The 15,623-nt window shown below is 51.2% G+C and carries 11 protein-coding genes and 1 riboswitch; of the genes, 10 read left to right on the top strand and 1 reads right to left on the bottom strand.

All coding sequences use genetic code 11. The features are described 5' to 3' along the window. Positions 1-50 precede the first annotated feature (50 nt). Positions 51-2,465 carry a sodium-translocating pyrophosphatase gene (locus BM318_RS02655; RefSeq protein WP_092980460.1) on the top strand — a complete coding sequence of 805 codons (2,415 nt, stop codon included), beginning with the start codon at positions 51-53 and terminating at the stop codon, positions 2,463-2,465. A gap of 232 nt (positions 2,466-2,697) precedes the next feature. Continuing rightward, positions 2,698-3,702, top strand: a complete 1,005-nt coding sequence (locus BM318_RS02650) for an App1 family protein (protein ID WP_092980458.1) — start codon at positions 2,698-2,700, stop codon at positions 3,700-3,702. Between the two features lie 30 nt (positions 3,703-3,732). Here the strand turns inward: BM318_RS02650 and BM318_RS02645 are convergent, their stop codons facing one another. Continuing rightward, a complete protein-coding gene (locus BM318_RS02645; protein WP_092982039.1) occupies positions 3,733-4,347 on the bottom strand; it encodes a deoxynucleoside kinase in 615 nt (204 codons plus the stop codon). 274 nt (positions 4,348-4,621) lie between these two features. Here BM318_RS02645 and metK point away from each other — a divergent pair, with 274 nt between their 5' ends. The 8 genes from metK (at position 4,622) to BM318_RS02605 (ending at position 15,602) form a co-directional block, all read left to right on the top strand. Continuing rightward, on the top strand, positions 4,622-5,878 hold the full coding sequence (metK, locus tag BM318_RS02640) for a methionine adenosyltransferase (RefSeq protein WP_092980456.1): 1,257 nt from the start codon (positions 4,622-4,624) through the stop codon (positions 5,876-5,878). A gap of 72 nt (positions 5,879-5,950) precedes the next feature. Continuing rightward, positions 5,951-6,062, top strand: a riboswitch (SAM riboswitch). Between the two features lie 98 nt (positions 6,063-6,160). After that, positions 6,161-9,559 carry a bifunctional aspartate kinase/homoserine dehydrogenase I gene (gene thrA / locus BM318_RS02635; RefSeq protein ID WP_092980454.1) on the top strand — a complete coding sequence of 1,133 codons (3,399 nt, stop codon included), beginning with the start codon at positions 6,161-6,163 and terminating at the stop codon, positions 9,557-9,559. Between the two features lie 51 nt (positions 9,560-9,610). Further along, on the top strand, positions 9,611-10,798 hold the full coding sequence (locus BM318_RS02630) for a trans-sulfuration enzyme family protein (protein WP_092980451.1): 1,188 nt from the start codon (positions 9,611-9,613) through the stop codon (positions 10,796-10,798). Between the two features lie 26 nt (positions 10,799-10,824). Then, a complete protein-coding gene (locus tag BM318_RS02625; RefSeq protein ID WP_092980449.1) occupies positions 10,825-11,232 on the top strand; it encodes an RrF2 family transcriptional regulator in 408 nt (135 codons plus the stop codon). 171 nt (positions 11,233-11,403) lie between these two features. Then, positions 11,404-12,021 (top strand): phosphoadenosine phosphosulfate reductase domain-containing protein, encoded by a 618-nt coding sequence (locus BM318_RS02620; protein ID WP_092980448.1) that lies wholly within the window; start codon positions 11,404-11,406, stop codon positions 12,019-12,021. 75 nt (positions 12,022-12,096) lie between these two features. Continuing rightward, positions 12,097-14,223: a nitrite/sulfite reductase gene (locus BM318_RS02615; protein WP_092980446.1), complete on the top strand. Its 2,127-nt coding sequence runs from the start codon at positions 12,097-12,099 to the stop codon at positions 14,221-14,223. Next, positions 14,216-14,983 carry a uroporphyrinogen-III C-methyltransferase gene (gene cobA, locus BM318_RS02610; protein ID WP_092980444.1) on the top strand — a complete coding sequence of 256 codons (768 nt, stop codon included), beginning with the start codon at positions 14,216-14,218 and terminating at the stop codon, positions 14,981-14,983. The genes BM318_RS02615 and cobA overlap by 8 nt, the downstream gene beginning before the upstream one ends. A gap of 10 nt (positions 14,984-14,993) precedes the next feature. Next, entirely contained in the window at positions 14,994-15,602 is a 609-nt protein-coding gene (locus BM318_RS02605) for a precorrin-2 dehydrogenase/sirohydrochlorin ferrochelatase family protein (RefSeq protein WP_092980443.1), read from the top strand. Positions 15,603-15,623 lie beyond the last annotated feature (21 nt).

The following is a 15,623-nucleotide window of genomic DNA, read 5'->3' as shown; positions in this document are numbered from 1 at the left end:
ACGGTTTTACTACATTTGCCCCCGTTTTAAAAACTTAAATAACTGACATAATGGAACAAATCGTGAATTATTTGTGGGCTTTCGGTCTTCTGGCCTTGGTCTATGTATTTATTAAGAATGCATGGGTTGCCAAGCAGGAAGTAGGAGACGATAAAATGGCCCGCATCGCCAAGAATATCGCGGATGGTGCTATGTCCTTCCTGAAGGCAGAGTACAAGATCCTGGCTATTTTTGTCGTCGCTGTTGCTGCTCTTCTCTTCTTTAAAGGTGAGAATGAGGCCAACAATAACGGGATGGTTGCCGTATCATTCTTTGTAGGGGCCATCTGTTCTGCCCTTGCCGGATTTATCGGAATGAAGGTAGCTACCCTGGCAAACGTACGTACGACCAATGCCGCGCGTACCTCATTAGGGAAGGCCTTAGAAGTTGCTTTCGCCGGAGGTGCTGTAATGGGCTTGGGCGTTGTTGGACTCGGTGTACTGGGACTCAGCGGTTTGTTCATGATCTATAGCGGACAGGGCTGGAGCATCGCAGAAGTACTCAATGTGCTTTCTGGTTTCTCCCTGGGTGCTTCTTCTATTGCCCTCTTTGCTCGTGTAGGTGGAGGTATTTATACCAAAGCTGCGGACGTTGGAGCCGACCTGGTAGGTAAGGTAGAAGCGGGTATCCCGGAAGACCACCCTTTAAACCCGGCCACAATCGCCGATAACGTTGGGGACAACGTTGGTGACGTAGCGGGAATGGGTGCCGACCTGTTCGAATCTTATGTAGGGTCTATCATCGGAACCATGGTACTTGGGGCAACCTTCGTAGCCCTGCCGGAATTCGCCGCTTCTTTTGACGGTTTGGGAGCGGTATTACTGCCCCTGACCCTCGCTGCTGCCGGAATCATCATGTCCATTATCGGAACCTTCTTTGTGCGCGTTAAAGAAGGCGGATCGCCTCACGCTGCACTGAACATCGGAGAATTCGGTTCTGCCGGATTAATGCTTGTAGCCTCTTACTTCCTGATCGATTATATGCTGCCTGAATCCTGGATGGAAGGTGGAAAAGAGTTTACCTCTTTCGGGGTTTTCCTTGCCACTATCGCCGGTCTCGTAGCTGGTCTGCTCGTTGGAAAAGTAACTGAATACTATACAGGAACGGGAACCAAACCTGTAAACAGCATTGTACGCCAGTCCGAAACCGGATCGGCTACCAATATTATTGCCGGACTTGGAGTAGGGATGATGTCTACAGCTATTCCAATTATCCTGATCGCAGCTGCGATCCTGGTTTCCCACTACTACGCGGGTCTTTACGGAATTGCTATTGCTGCCGTAGGGATGCTGGCCAATACAGGAATCCAGCTGGCTGTTGATGCTTACGGGCCAATTTCCGATAACGCAGGAGGAATTGCCGAAATGGCAGAACTTCCAGGTGAGGTACGCGAGCGTACCGATAAGCTGGATGCTGTAGGAAACACTACTGCTGCAATTGGAAAAGGATTTGCTATCGCCTCTGCGGCCCTGACCGCCCTGGCGCTCTTTGCAGCCTTTATGAAAACAGCTAATGTAACCGCGATTGACGTAAGCCGTCCTGATATTATGTCCGGACTCCTGGTTGGCGCCATGCTGCCTTTCGTTTTCTCTGCACTCTCCATGAATGCAGTAGGACGTGCAGCCATGTCCATGATCGAGGAGGTGCGTCGCCAATTCCGCGATATCCCTGAGCTTAAAGCTGCCCTGGGAATCATGCGGAAGTACGATTCAGATATGAGCAAGGCTTCTGAAGCCGATCGCGCTGTCTTTGATGCTGCAGACGGAAAAGCCGAATACGATAAATGTGTGGAAATTTCCACCAAGGCTTCCATCCGTGAGATGGTATTGCCTGGACTTCTGGCTATTGCTGTTCCCGTGCTGGTTGGTTTCATCGGTGGAGCCGAGATGCTCGGTGGACTGCTCGCCGGGGTTACCTCTGCCGGTGTGCTTATGGCGATCTTCCAATCGAACGCCGGAGGTGCCTGGGATAACGCCAAGAAAATGATCGAGGAGCAAGGCCGTAAAGGAACAGATGCCCACAAGGCTGCGGTTGTTGGAGATACCGTTGGAGATCCCTTCAAGGATACCTCAGGACCTTCCCTTAATATACTCCTGAAATTGATCTCTGTTGTTGCCCTGGTTATTGCACCTAGTATTGCCCTTTCTGCAACGGATAGCGCAGCTGCTGCCGATGAGATGATGGCTGCTTCCATGGAGAAGCGCGTTGAGGTGCGTATGGAGGCCAATGAAGATGGTACGTACACCGCGATGGTAACGACTACTTCGGAGGAGAACGGAGCCCAATTGGTCGACGAGCAAACCTTTACCGGAAGCATGGAAGAGGTTAAGGCTAAGGTCGAAGCTCTTGGAGAAGCCAAAGACGGCGCCAAAATCAAAATTGAAAAAGAAGTCATTGAGGAAGAGGAAATGACCGATTCCGAGTAATGACGGTTCGCGGTAGTACCTACCGCCGATATAAAAAATGCCCTGGCTGTAAAGCCGGGGTTTTTTTTTGGTGTTGATTTGCATCAGAATGCCTGCGCAACAGCCCAGCCGCATCGGCTCGCCCACTGCTTGCGCAGTGTCGCGCTAAAAAAGGTCCACCGGACCTTTTTTGGTCGCTCGGTCCGGAATTTCCTAAAGTGGTATCTTCACAGGAAGAAATTGGTGCATGCCTATGGGCTGGTTAGGCCGGAAAGATCCGCTTCAAATCGTTGCATTTCAGAGCTACGGAACCCCACAGCGACTATATATTCGCGGAAGGGCCCTGGAAGATGAAAGTATTGATCTGGCACGCAAAGGTTTTGTCCCCTTGCTTACCAATAGCTGGAAGCGTTTTGAGACCGATGAAATTCGCCACGCCCCGCTGAGGATCCGCCTGCCCGACGACCGTGTTTTTGAGCTGACTACGGACATGGAGGGGTATTACCTGTTGGATCAGCAGGCCCAGGCCCTGGACAGCCTCACTAACGAAGAAGGCTGGGTCCACTTCGAAATGTCCTATAGGGAAGGACAATTATCCCGACCTGTACTCGGCGAAAACCGATTCCCGGGATCAATGCTCATTCCCGCTGCTACGGCGCGGTTTGGCGTGATTTCAGATATCGACGATACCATCCTGCAAACGGGCGTCACCTCCTACCTCAAATGGCGGGTAATCGTGAATACCCTCTTTAAACGGGCCGAAAGTCGAATTCCCCTTAGTGGGGCGGCCGAGCTGTATCACACCTTGCATAAGGGAACCGACGGGCAAGCTGCCAACCCGATTTTTTACGTAAGTCACAGTCCCTGGAACCTGTATCGCTACCTGGAATTATTTCTAAGGCGGAATCAGTTCCCCAAAGGTCCCATCCTGCTGCGGAGTATGGCCAGTTTCTGGCGCCGCAAGCGGGAAGATGTACCCCATAAACAGCACGAGATCGTAAATATCCTGGAGTCCTATCCCAAGCTGTCATTTGTCCTGATTGGGGATAGCGGGGAAAAAGATGCAGACATCTATCTCGATATTGCCCGGCGCTACCCCGGTCGGATACGCGCCATTTACCTCAGGACCGTCCGGCATCCGGGCCGTATGAAACGGGTTCGGAATTTGATTGCCCACGAAAAAACGGTGCCGGTGTTGCTGGCGGAAAAGTCCCGGGAAATCTTAAGTCATGTCCGGGAGCTTGGCTTACTGAAATAAGTTGTACTGGTAAGAATGGGGCTTTACCCCTTAGAATAAACCGTTTACTTCCGCGTCGATGCGGTTGATAACCTGTCCCAGGTCTTCGGGATCATCCACAAAATTCAGTTGATCCACATTAAAAACGAGCAACTTCCCCTTGTCATAACCCTGTACCCAGGCTTCATAGCGCTCATTGAGCCGGCTGAGGTAATCGATGGAAATGGAGTTCTCATATTCCCGGCCCCGCTTGTGGATTTGATTGACCAGATTGGGAATGGAACTGCGCAGATATATCAGCAAGTCGGGGGGTTGTACCAGGCTTTCCATTAATTCAAATAGCGAGGTGTAATTCTGGAAATCCCGGTTGGTCATCAGGCCCATGGCATGGAGGTTAGGTGCAAAAATGTGCGCATCCTCGTAAATGGTTCGATCCTGAATGACATTCTTTCCACTTTCTCGGATCCTCAGAATCTGACGGTACCGGCTATTGAGGAAATAAATCTGCAGGTTAAAACTCCAGCGTTCCATCTGGGTGTAAAAGTCGTCCAGATAGGGGTTATCCACCACATCTTCAAAATGGGCATCCCACTTGTAGTGTTTGGAAAGGAGCTTGGTCAGGGTAGTTTTACCCGCGCCGATATTCCCGGCAACTGCGATGTGCATGAAGGGGTGAATTTGGTTGATTAGCCCCGTAAAAGGGGAAAGCAATATACAAAGAACAACCGGATGCCAAAAACCGGAAGGGGTCAAAATTCGGAGGAATTCGCCTGGAATCCATGCTTTGTTATTTCCATCAAAAGCTTACCTTTGCCGCTGTCATATTTGAGGATAGATTTGACTGATTGCAACCTCCGGGATCCGATCCGCGACCCGAAAAATGCTAAAGCAGTTTGCCGGGAAACCCGTGCAATCTCTCCTCGTAAGGAATTACAACAACATGTCATATTTATTTACCTCCGAATCGGTCAGCGAAGGCCATCCGGATAAAATTGCAGATCAGATAAGCGACGCTTTGCTCGATAATTTCCTGGCCTTTGATCCGGAAAGCAAGGTTGCCTGTGAGACCCTGGTGACCACGGGGCAGGTGGTACTTGCAGGAGAAGTCAAAAGCCATACCTATGTAGATCTGCAACAGATAACCCGGGAGGTAATCAATGAAATCGGGTATACCAAAGGCGAATATCAATTCAGCGGGGATTCCTGCGGGGTGATATCGCTGATCCACGAGCAATCCCAGGACATAAACCAGGGGGTAGACCGGGGAGAAAAGGAAGAACAAGGCGCCGGGGATCAGGGAATGATGTTCGGCTATGCCTCCAGGGAAACCGATAACTATATGCCCCTGGGACTGGAACTGGCGCACCGGCTGCTGCGGGAACTGGCGGCGCTCAGAAGGGAAGCCCGGGAAATACCCTATCTCCGACCGGATGCCAAAGCCCAGGTAACCATTGAGTATGACGATGACCACAACCCACTCAGGATTGTGACTATCGTAATCTCCACCCAGCACGATCCCTTCGATGCTGACGACGCGGTTATGCTCCGTCGCATTCAAGAAGATATTCTGAAGTACCTGATCCCACGGGTACGCCAGTCCCTGCCCGATCGCATTGCGAAGCTGTTCAATGACGACATTACCTACCACATAAACCCAACCGGTAAGTTTGTCATCGGCGGACCTCATGGCGATACAGGCCTGACCGGACGCAAGATTATCGTGGATACCTATGGAGGTAAAGGGGCCCATGGCGGGGGAGCCTTCAGCGGAAAAGATCCGAGTAAGGTAGATCGCAGCGCGGCCTATGCTGCCCGACATGCGGCTAAAAACCTGGTGGCCGCAGGAGTTGCCGACGAGATCCTGGTGCAGGTGAGCTATGCTATTGGTGTCGTGGAACCCACTTCGGTAATGGTAAATACTTATGGGACGGCTAAGGTAGCTTTAAGCGACGGGGAGATTGCCGCCCGCGTTGCCAAACTTTTTGATATGCGGCCCTTCGCCATAGAAGAGCGCTTGAAACTCCGAAACCCTATTTACAAGGAAACAGCGGCCTACGGCCATTTGGGCAAGGAGCCCAGAACGGTTACCAAGGTATTTGAATCCCCCTATAATGGCCGGGTAGAAAAAGAAGTAGAATTGTTCACCTGGGAGAAACTGGATGCCGTAGACCAGGTTCGCGAGGCATTCGAATTATAAATATTCGGCCAAATATTGGGTTTTTAGCTTCAGGGCACCCTATATTTGACCCAAGTTCAACGTTTTATTGATCGGTTATCGAGAAAGGTGGAGGGAATAGACCCTTTGAAGCCTTAGCAACCCTTCGCCCCTGTGCGGAGAAGGTGCTACATTCTATCCCGTTTGTTGCGGTTTGTCAGAGCGGCCGCAGACAGCAATGAGCTGTTCGGGGCAGATAACATAACGGACCTTTGAGGTCCCTATCCTTCCCTTTCCCATACCGTTCTTTTATTGTTTAACTGTATGGATTTACCTGAAATAGCAATACCCGGATTTACCACCCGTAGCGGTGCACAACTCGATATTCGCCTGTCTTATGAACAGTTTGGGCAGAAGCTCGGCGAGGCTCCCGTGGTATTGATCAACCATGCCTTAACGGGAAACTCCCATGTGGGGGGACCAGATGGGTGGTGGAATGCTCTGGTTGGCCTCGATAAGTGTATCGATATCGAAAGGTACACGGTGCTTTGTTTTAATGTTCCCGGAAACGGCTATGACGGATTCCTCATTGAGAATTACAAGGATTTTGTAGCCGGGGACATTGCCCGAATCTTTTGGCAGGGCCTGGACGCCCTGGGTGTAGATAGGCTTTTTGCTTTATTGGGCGGCTCTTTGGGCGGAGGGATTGCCTGGGAGATGGCGGCCTTACAACCCGAACGCATTGCGCACCTGATCCCGGTAGCCTCAGATTGGAAATCTACGGACTGGCTCATCGCCAACTGCCAGATTCAGGAGCAGTTCCTGGTTAACTCCAGCCAACCTGTACACGATGCCCGTATGCACGCCATGCTCTGCTATCGGACGCCGGAATCCTTTAAACGCCGATTTGGACGCAGCACAAATGAAGATCTTCAGGTGTTCAATGTCGAAAGCTGGTTGTTGCATCACGGTAAGAAATTGCAGCAACGCTTTCAACTGGCTGCTTATAAGCTTACCAACCAGCTACTCAAGACCATTGATATTACCCGGAACGGCGAGGAGGTTTTCCAGCAGCTTCGGAAGAGCCCTATGAAAATCCACATCATCGGGGTGGATTCGGATTTGTTCTTTACCGCTGTGGAGAACAAGGAGACCTACAAGCAATTGGCGCAATCCAATGCCGGGGTTACCTATGGGGAAATCCAGTCGGTTCACGGCCATGATGCCTTCCTCATTGAATTTGAGCAAATGGAGGAACTTCTGGCTCCTATCTTTAAACCGGAAGCTCAGGCCAAGGCACCCCTGGTCCTCAAATTCGGAGGGAAGTCTCTGGCCAACGGCAATGGGCTGGATCGGGTAGTGGAAATTATCCGGGACCAGGCTGCCCACAATCAAAAAGTCCTGGTGGTTCTGTCGGCGCGGGGAAAAGCAACCGACCAGCTGGAAAACCTATTGGAACGGGCAGCAACTGGGAAGGACTACCACCAGGATCTGGAGGAATTTGTGCAGTATCAGCAACATGCGGGAAGTACAGCACTGCTCAATGGATATATTGAGGAATTGGGGCGTTTGCTGGAAGGCGTGCAAATACTCGGGGACTACAGTCCAAAAATCAGGGCACAGGTCCTGGCCATTGGGGAATTGCTGTCAGTGGCCTGGGTGAGCGAACGGTTGCAGGCCTCCGGTTTAAATGCCATAGCGGTAGATTCCCGGGAATTCTTAAAGACCAAAGGAGACTTTCTGGACGGACAACTCCTTGAAGGGGTAAGCCGGGAGAACACCGCCGACTTTTTTGAGAAGCTGCCAAAGGGAAGCTTACCGCTGGTCACGGGTTTTATAGCCTCCAATGAGCGAGGAGAAACCACAACCCTGGGGCGCAATGGAAGCAACTACACGGCTGCCTTGCTGGCGAATTTCCTGAACGCAGCCGAAATGCGCAATTATACCCACGTCGATGGGATTTACACCGCCAATCCGGACCTGGTACCGGAAGCCCGGCGCATCGACAGACTTTCCTACGAGGAGGCCAATGAACTGGCAAATTTTGGAGCGACCATTTTGCACGCTAAGACCATTGTGCCGCTGTTGGAAAAAAATATTCCCCTGCGCATCCTCAATACCTTCAATTCAGATAATGAAGGGACACTGATTGGTCCGGCTTCCGGGGGAGAGGGTATTCGCTCGCTTTCGGTTATCGAGGACCAGGCCCTTATAAATTTGGAAGGCCGCGGGTTACTGGGAAAAGTCGGGGTGGATGCCAAGATTTTCCGGGCCCTGGGTCAAAGCGGGATCAGCGTGGGCATCATTTCACAGGGATCTTCTGAGCGGGGGATTGGGTTGGTAGTTGCCGCAAGTGAAGCAACCCGGGCCAGAGATGCGCTCATTGCCGCCTTTGAGGAAGATTTTAAAACCAGGGATATCCAGGGGATCACCATCCGCTCCGAAGTAGCCGTGATCTCCATCGTTGGCCTGGAGCTGAGTAATTTCCACAAGCCCTATTCGGCCCTTATCCGAAATCAGGTTGTTCCCTTGCTCTTTAACAATACCGTGAGTGGACGTAACGTCAGTCTGGTGGTGCGAAAACCGGATTTGCTCAAAGCGGTAAATGTTATCCACGGGCAAATATTCGGCATCCTGAAAAAGATCAATCTCGCGGTATTTGGCGTGGGGACCGTTGGCGGAACCCTAATGCAACAGATTCTGGAATCCCGGGAGAAAATTGAGGCTCGAAAAGGGATTGCTATCCATGTCTTTGCCGTGGCCAATTCCCGGCAGGTGCTCCTGGATCACCGGGGGATAAACAGTGACTGGGAAACGAAACTGAAAGCCGCAAATCAGGGATATCGCCTGGAGGATATTTTTGATTATGCACGCGCACATCATCTGGAAAACCTGATCGCTGTAGACAATACCGCCAGCCTTCGTTTTGTAGAACGCTATACCGATTTGGTTGCCAATGGATTTGACCTGGTATCTTCCAACAAGATAGCCAACACGCTATCCTTCGATTTTTACACGAGTTTGCGGGAGCAATTGCAACAGCATCAAAAGCAATACCTCTATGAGACCAATGTAGGGGCCGGGCTACCGCTTATCGATACTATTGCCTTGCTCCATTTGTCCGGGGAGAACATTACCCGTATCAGAGGGGTTTTCTCGGGCTCCCTCAGTTATATTTTCAATAGTTATTGTCAGGAGGATCGCCCATTTTCTGAAATAGTTCAGGAAGCCCTGGATCGCGGATACACCGAACCGGACCCCCGGGAAGACCTCAGCGGGAATGACGTTGGCAGGAAACTCCTCATCCTGGCACGTGAACTCGACCTGGAAAATGAATTTGAAGATATCGCGATAGAGAATCTGATCCCTCAGGACATGCAGGAGTTGGAGCTGCCCGATTTTATAGCGGCCCTGCCCCAGTTAGATGCGATTTTTCAGGAACGAAAAAAAACCTGTGGTTCCGATGAGGTATTGCGGTACGTCGGGGAGCTTTCAGGCGACTTACTCCAGCAAAAAGGAGACTTAAAAGTGCGGTTGGAATGCATTCCCCAAAACGACCCCCTGGGTCAGGTTCGGGGTGCGGATTCGCTCATTGAGATTTTTACGGAATCCTATGGTGAAAAGCCGCTGGTTATCCAGGGTGCCGGAGCTGGTGCCGCGGTAACGGCACGTGGCGTATTCGGTGATATTTTAAGGATAGCGGAGCAGGGGTTACGGGATTAACATAAGAAACAAAATAGATTACAGCCGTATTTTGGCTTAAATACGATACACATGTCAAGGAATAAGAAAAACGGGTTACAACCCGAGACAGAAGCTATCCGGACCCAGATTCCGCGATCGGAGTTTCAGGAACACAGTGCACCGCTCTATCTTACCTCGAGCTTTGTATTTGACGATGCTGAGGACATGCGGGCTTCCTTTGCGGAGGAAAAAGAGCGCAATATTTACTCCCGCTATTCCAACCCTAATACATCGGAATGGATCGATAAGGTCTGTAAGATGGAAGGGGCCGAGGATGGTTTTGCCTTTGCTTCCGGAATGGCTGCAGTGTTTTCCACTTTCGCTGCCTTGCTCGAAAGCGGGGATCACATCGTTTCCTCCCGCAGTGTGTTTGGTTCTACCCATACCCTTTTTACACAGTTCTTTCCGAAATGGAATATTCAGCACAGCTATTTTCAACCCGATCGGCTGGAAGACATTCCCGCGCTTATTGGCCCGAATACCAAAATGCTGTATGCGGAGACCCCTACCAATCCCGGGGTCGATGTCCTGGACCTGGAGGCATTGGGCAAAATTGCCCGGGATCACGGGATATTACTGGTGATCGATAACTGTTTTGCAACACCGTATTTGCAACAGCCCATTCGCTTCGGAGCAGACCTGGTTATCCATTCCGGAACCAAATTAATGGACGGCCAGGGAAGGGTTCTTGCCGGGATTACCGTGGGGAGCCGGGAACTGATCGATAGGGTCTATCGTTTCTCCCGAATTACGGGTCCGGCGCTTTCTCCCTTCAATGCCTGGCTGCTTTCCAAGAGTATGGAAACCCTGGCTGTTCGCGTAGACCGTCAATGTGAAAATGCCCTCAAGGTGGCCGAATTCCTCTCGGCGCACCCCAAAGTGAATTGGGTCAAATATCCTTTTTTGAAATCGCATCCTGCCCATGCGCTGGCCGTGAAACAAATGAAAGCCGGTGGCTGTGTGGTAGCCTTTGAAGTAGCTGGTGGGGTGGAAGGCGGCCGGCGGTTTTTTGATCAGATCCAGTTGCTATCCCTTTCGGCCAACCTGGGAGATTCCCGCAGCATTGTTACGCATCCGGCTTCTACAACCCACAGCAAATTGAGTCCTGAGCAACGTCAGGCCAGTGGAATTACCGATGGCATGGTTCGCATTTCCGTTGGTCTGGAACATCCTGCGGATATACTGGCAGATCTGGAGCAGGCGCTCAAAGCGGTCTGAGCGACGGATTTTCCTATCTTCGTAAGATGCTATCCAAAAAGACGAAGTACGGATTGAAGGCCCTGGTTTACCTCGCAAACCGCGAGGACAGGCAACCCGTGCAAATCGCTGAGATAGCAGAGCAGGAGCAGATCTCTCAAAAATTCCTGGAGAGTATCTTACTCACCTTGCGTAAAAACGGCTTTCTGGGATCCCGCAAAGGGAAGGGGGGAGGCTACTACCTGATTAAGGATCCGGCGGATATCCCAATGACCGCTGTCATGCGGGTGCTGGAAGGACCCATTGCCATGGTTCCCTGCGTCAGCCTTAATTTTTACGAAGCCTGCGACGACTGCCCGGATGAAGACAAGTGTTCCGTACATCGCTTGATGTTGCGGGTCCGGGACAGTGCCCTGGACGTATATCGCAGTCACAGCCTCGCTGATATCCTCTAAAAATCCCAAGGTTCTCCTAAAATTTCCGCAGTAAAACCCGGGATATTTTAAAAATCTATTAAAACTATAGGGTAAACTGATATTTATTGCCGTTTCGGCTTTTACAATTGAAAATTGCGTTTATCTTTGAATAACCTAGTAAAACGATAGGATAAAAGGAAATACTGAATTATGACCCAGAAACAAGTTGACCAGCTTAATCAGCAATTACGAGGAATTCCCCCTGAAGAAATAATCGCCTGGGCCCTGGAGCGGGCTAAACGACCTGTACTCACAACGAATTTCAGGCCTTACGAGGTAGCCATCCTCCACGCCGTAACCGATATTGATCGCACGGTTCCGGTAATCTGGTGCGATACGGGATACAACACCCCGCAAACCTACGCGCATGCAGAGGACCTGACCTATCGCCTGGGGTTGGATATCCGACTCTACGTTCCAAAGCAAACAGCAGCCCATCGTGATGCGGTTATGGGAATCCCCGGGATAGACGATCCCCGACATGCTGAGTTTACCCGGCAGGTAAAGCTGGAACCCTTTCAGCGTGCGATGCGGGAATTTGAACCCGACCTCTGGTTTACGAACCTGCGCCGCGGGCAAACAGCGCACCGGGATACCCTGGATATCCTCAGTCTCAGTAAAGACGGTGTCCTGAAGGTAAGTCCTTTCTATTATTGGAGTGATACCCAACTCGATGCCTATCTCGAGGCCCGGAACCTCCCTAACGAACATCGTTATTTCGATCCTACCAAAGTCCTGGAAAACCGGGAGTGCGGCTTGCACACCTAGGAATTAGTACAACCTTCAAAGTAGGTAGACAGCATTTGCTGTAAATATATCTAGTTAATCTATAGGAATAATATAATGAAGAGTTTTAGAACGGAGTTGGAGAACCCGGTGGTGGAGCAGGATATTCTGGAGCTCGAAGCTCGCATTCACCAGTTTAAGAATGGCGCGTTAGACGAAGAAAAGTTTCGAAGCCTGCGTTTGGCTCGTGGAGTCTACGGCCAGCGACAGGCCGGGGTGCAAATGATTCGCATAAAACTGCCCTATGGAAAGGTAAGTGCCCGTCAATTGCGTCGTATTGCCGAGGTAAGCGATACCTATTCCTCGGGTACATTACATATCACTACCCGGCAGGACATACAAATCCACTATGTTGATCTGGATCGCACCCCCGAACTTTGGGCCGAGCTGGAACGCGATGAAGTTACCCTGCGTGAAGCCTGTGGCAATACGGTCCGCAACGTAACGGCCAGTGAAACAGCGGGGATTGACCCGGAGGAGCCCTTCGACGTAAGTCCATACGCCCAGGCCGTTTTTGAGTATTTCCTGCGAAATCCCATCGGACAGGAAATGGGGCGAAAATTCAAAGTGAGTTTTTCAGCCGGTCGCTCCGATACCGGTTTGTCGTTTATGCATGACCTGGGTTTTATTGCAAAGCTTCAGGCTGGGGTACGCGGCTTCCAGGTCATGATTGGTGGCGGACTGGGAGCCCAACCCCGACATGCCGATTTGTTGTACAGTTTCCTACCGGAAAACCGAATTATTCCCCTGATGGAAGCAGTTGTACGCGTGTTTGATCGCTTTGGCGAGCGCAAAAGTCGCGCAAAAGCCCGACTCAAGTATTTGGTTCGGGATCTGGGGGTGGAAGCATTCCGGGAGGAACTAGCCAAGGTGGCTCCGTCCCTTCCCAATCCCATTTTTGAAATTCCCCATGAGTCTTATCCCGCTACGCAACCGGTTACTAGTGCTCCAGAAGACCTCGAAAGCCAATTGAAAGCGGTAAAACTGCAGTTACAGGAAACGGATGCCGCACAGGCGTATGATTTGTGGCAAAGTACCAATGTAATAACGCAAAAACAACCGGGATTCAAGGCAGTAGGAATCCGGGTTTTTCTAGGAAACTTTACCACGGATCAGGCGCGGCAACTATCCGATATCATCGAAACATATGGCGCGGGAGAAGTTCGCCTTAGCCTGAGACAGAATATCCTGATCCCATTTATCCGGGAGGAATGGATACCCGCGGTCTATGCTGCATTGCAACGCATTGGCCTGGCCGATCCCGGGTATAATTCGGCGGCCGACATCACGGCCTGCCCGGGTACCGATACCTGTAACCTCGGGATAGCCAGTAGTACCGGCATCGCCGCGGAACTGGAGCGTATCATTGCTGAAGAATATCCCCTTTTACTGGCCGCTCCCGATCTGGTAATCAAGATCAGCGGCTGTATGAATGCCTGCGGTCAACACACAATCGCCCATATTGGGTTTCAGGGGATGTCCGTACGTACTCCGGATAAGCGCGTGGCCCCTGCCCTCCAGGTATTGCTTGGGGGTGGAAACGCCGGGGAAGGCAATGGCCGTTTTGCCGATAAAGTGGTTAAAATCCCTTCAAAACGAGGCCCTCAGGCCCTTCGATTGATCCTTGAGGATTATCTGGCAAATGGAGGGGGAAAACGGTACGATGCGTATTATGCGGAGCAAGGGCAACAGTATTTTTATGAGTTCTTGCGTCCGCTTACCGATGTCACCAATCTTGGAGATGCTGATTTTATCGATTGGGGAAGTACGACTCGCTATGAGAAAGCCATTGGGGTCGGGGAGTGCGCTGGGGCCATCATTGATTTAGTGGCCACTCTGATGCTGGAAGGCAAGGAAAAGTTGGAAGCAGCCGATAAGGCACTTGCCGAGGAACGGTACGCTGCGGCGATTTACTATGCCTACAGCGCCCAGATCAATACGGCCAAAGCCTTGCTAACCGCGGAGGAGGTTAATACCAACACCCATTCTGGAATTCTCGAATTATTCGATACCCATTTGGCGAATTACCTCCCTGACTTTGGAATAACGAGCTTAAAGGAGGAGGTGCTCGCCATGAATCAGGCCGCACCGGATTCAGAATTTGCCCGACGGTACCGGAATCAGGCTGGAAATTTTATCGAACGCGCGGAATTATTTCGCGAAAAGCAATTGAGTCATGCATAAGCCGGGAATTTTAAGCCTTATCGGGGCCGGACCGGGGGATCCCGAATTGATTACGCTCAAAGGCGTTCGCCTGCTGGGGGAAGCCGATGTCGTGCTCTATGATGCGCTGGCCAGTGACCAATTATTGCAGTATGCCCCCCAGGCCGAACACATTTACGTGGGGAAGCGCAAAGGATGTGCCTCCTACCTCCAGGAGCAGATCAACGATCTCATTTTGCAACGCGGAGCCCAGGGAAAGCATGTGGTACGTCTTAAGGGGGGAGATCCCTTTGTATTTGGACGCGGGGGAGAGGAAATGGTGTTGGCCGCTGCCGCGGGTATGGAAGTGCGTGTAATCCCCGGGATAAGCTCGAGTCTTGCCGTGCCGGCCAGTGAAAATATTCCCCTGACCCAAAGAGGAATCAGTGAGAGTTTTTGGGTGGTAACTGGCACCACCAAGGAACACAAATTGAGTCGCGACGTGGCTCTGGCTGCGCAATCCAGCGCAACCGTGGTGATTTTGATGGGCATGTCCAAACTGCAAAAGATTATGGCCTGTTTCCAGGCAGCTGGAAAGTCGGCCATGCCTGTAGCCGTACTACAGGAAGGAACAACCAAAAGGGCCCGCAGGGCATTCGGAACGGTAACAGACATCGCTGCCAAAGTAGCTGAGCAGGGGTTGGGCAACCCAGCTGTCATTGTTATCGGGGAAGTTGTACGGTATGGGTTGCCGGAATACGCCCGGGAGTTAGCTAGAGTACCGCAACCCGTACAGATTTAATCGAACAGTTATGCAACGCAATACCTTATATCCCATTTTTCTCAAAAGCAGTGTTCTCGATATCCTGATTGTCGGAGGTGGGAATGTTGCTGAAGAAAAGCTGCATTTCCTGACCAAATCCAGTCCGGATGCCCGGGTGAGCCTGGTTGCTCCGCTATTTCGAAATCGCACGCGGGAACTGGCCGAGCGCTATGGAGCAGAGTTGATCCATGCCAAAGTGGCCACCTGGCACTTAGATGGCCGGCATATGGTCATCGCAACTACGGACCGCCCCGAGGTTAACGCCTGGGTTTACCGGGAATGCCGGAAGCGACAGATACTGGTCAACGTAGCCGATAACCCGCCACTATGCGACTTCTATATGGGAGGAATTGTAAACAAGGGACATGTAAAAATCGCTATCAGTACCAACGGGCAGTCACCTACGACCGCCAAACGCCTGAGACAATTACTCGAAGAAGTCCTTCCCGAGGGTTTGAGCGAAATGGTTACCTACCTCAATGATTACCGCGATACCCTGAGGGCCGATTTTGAAACCAAAGTAAAACTAATGAACAGGGCTACCCGGAAGCTTTTGCAAAGCAAAAGCAAATTCCAGCCAACAAATTCCAAAGTCTAAAGCGCATTGAAATTTCAATGT

Source organism: Robiginitalea myxolifaciens, from assembly GCF_900115205.1.
In the GTDB taxonomy this organism is placed as follows: domain Bacteria; phylum Bacteroidota; class Bacteroidia; order Flavobacteriales; family Flavobacteriaceae; genus Robiginitalea; species Robiginitalea myxolifaciens.
This window is presented reverse-complemented; position numbering and strand designations above follow the sequence as displayed.

Bases quoted from the DNA above. Each gene is read 5' to 3' on its own strand.
- BM318_RS02645 (WP_092982039.1), bottom strand. From the start codon at position 4,347: ATGCACATCGCAGTTGCCGGGAATATCGGCGCGGGTAAAACTACCCTG.
- BM318_RS02605 (WP_092980443.1), top strand. From the start codon at position 14,994: ATGCAACGCAATACCTTATATCCCATTTTTCTCAAAAGCAGTGTTCTC.
- metK (WP_092980456.1), top strand. From the start codon at position 4,622: ATGTCATATTTATTTACCTCCGAATCGGTCAGCGAAGGCCATCCGGAT.
- BM318_RS02620 (WP_092980448.1), top strand. From the start codon at position 11,404: ATGACCCAGAAACAAGTTGACCAGCTTAATCAGCAATTACGAGGAATT.
- BM318_RS02650 (WP_092980458.1), top strand. From the start codon at position 2,698: ATGGGCTGGTTAGGCCGGAAAGATCCGCTTCAAATCGTTGCATTTCAG.
- BM318_RS02625 (WP_092980449.1), top strand. From the start codon at position 10,825: ATGCTATCCAAAAAGACGAAGTACGGATTGAAGGCCCTGGTTTACCTC.
- BM318_RS02615 (WP_092980446.1), top strand. From the start codon at position 12,097: ATGAAGAGTTTTAGAACGGAGTTGGAGAACCCGGTGGTGGAGCAGGAT.
- BM318_RS02630 (WP_092980451.1), top strand. From the start codon at position 9,611: ATGTCAAGGAATAAGAAAAACGGGTTACAACCCGAGACAGAAGCTATC.
- cobA (WP_092980444.1), top strand. From the start codon at position 14,216: ATGCATAAGCCGGGAATTTTAAGCCTTATCGGGGCCGGACCGGGGGAT.
- BM318_RS02655 (WP_092980460.1), top strand. From the start codon at position 51: ATGGAACAAATCGTGAATTATTTGTGGGCTTTCGGTCTTCTGGCCTTG.
- thrA (WP_092980454.1), top strand. From the start codon at position 6,161: ATGGATTTACCTGAAATAGCAATACCCGGATTTACCACCCGTAGCGGT.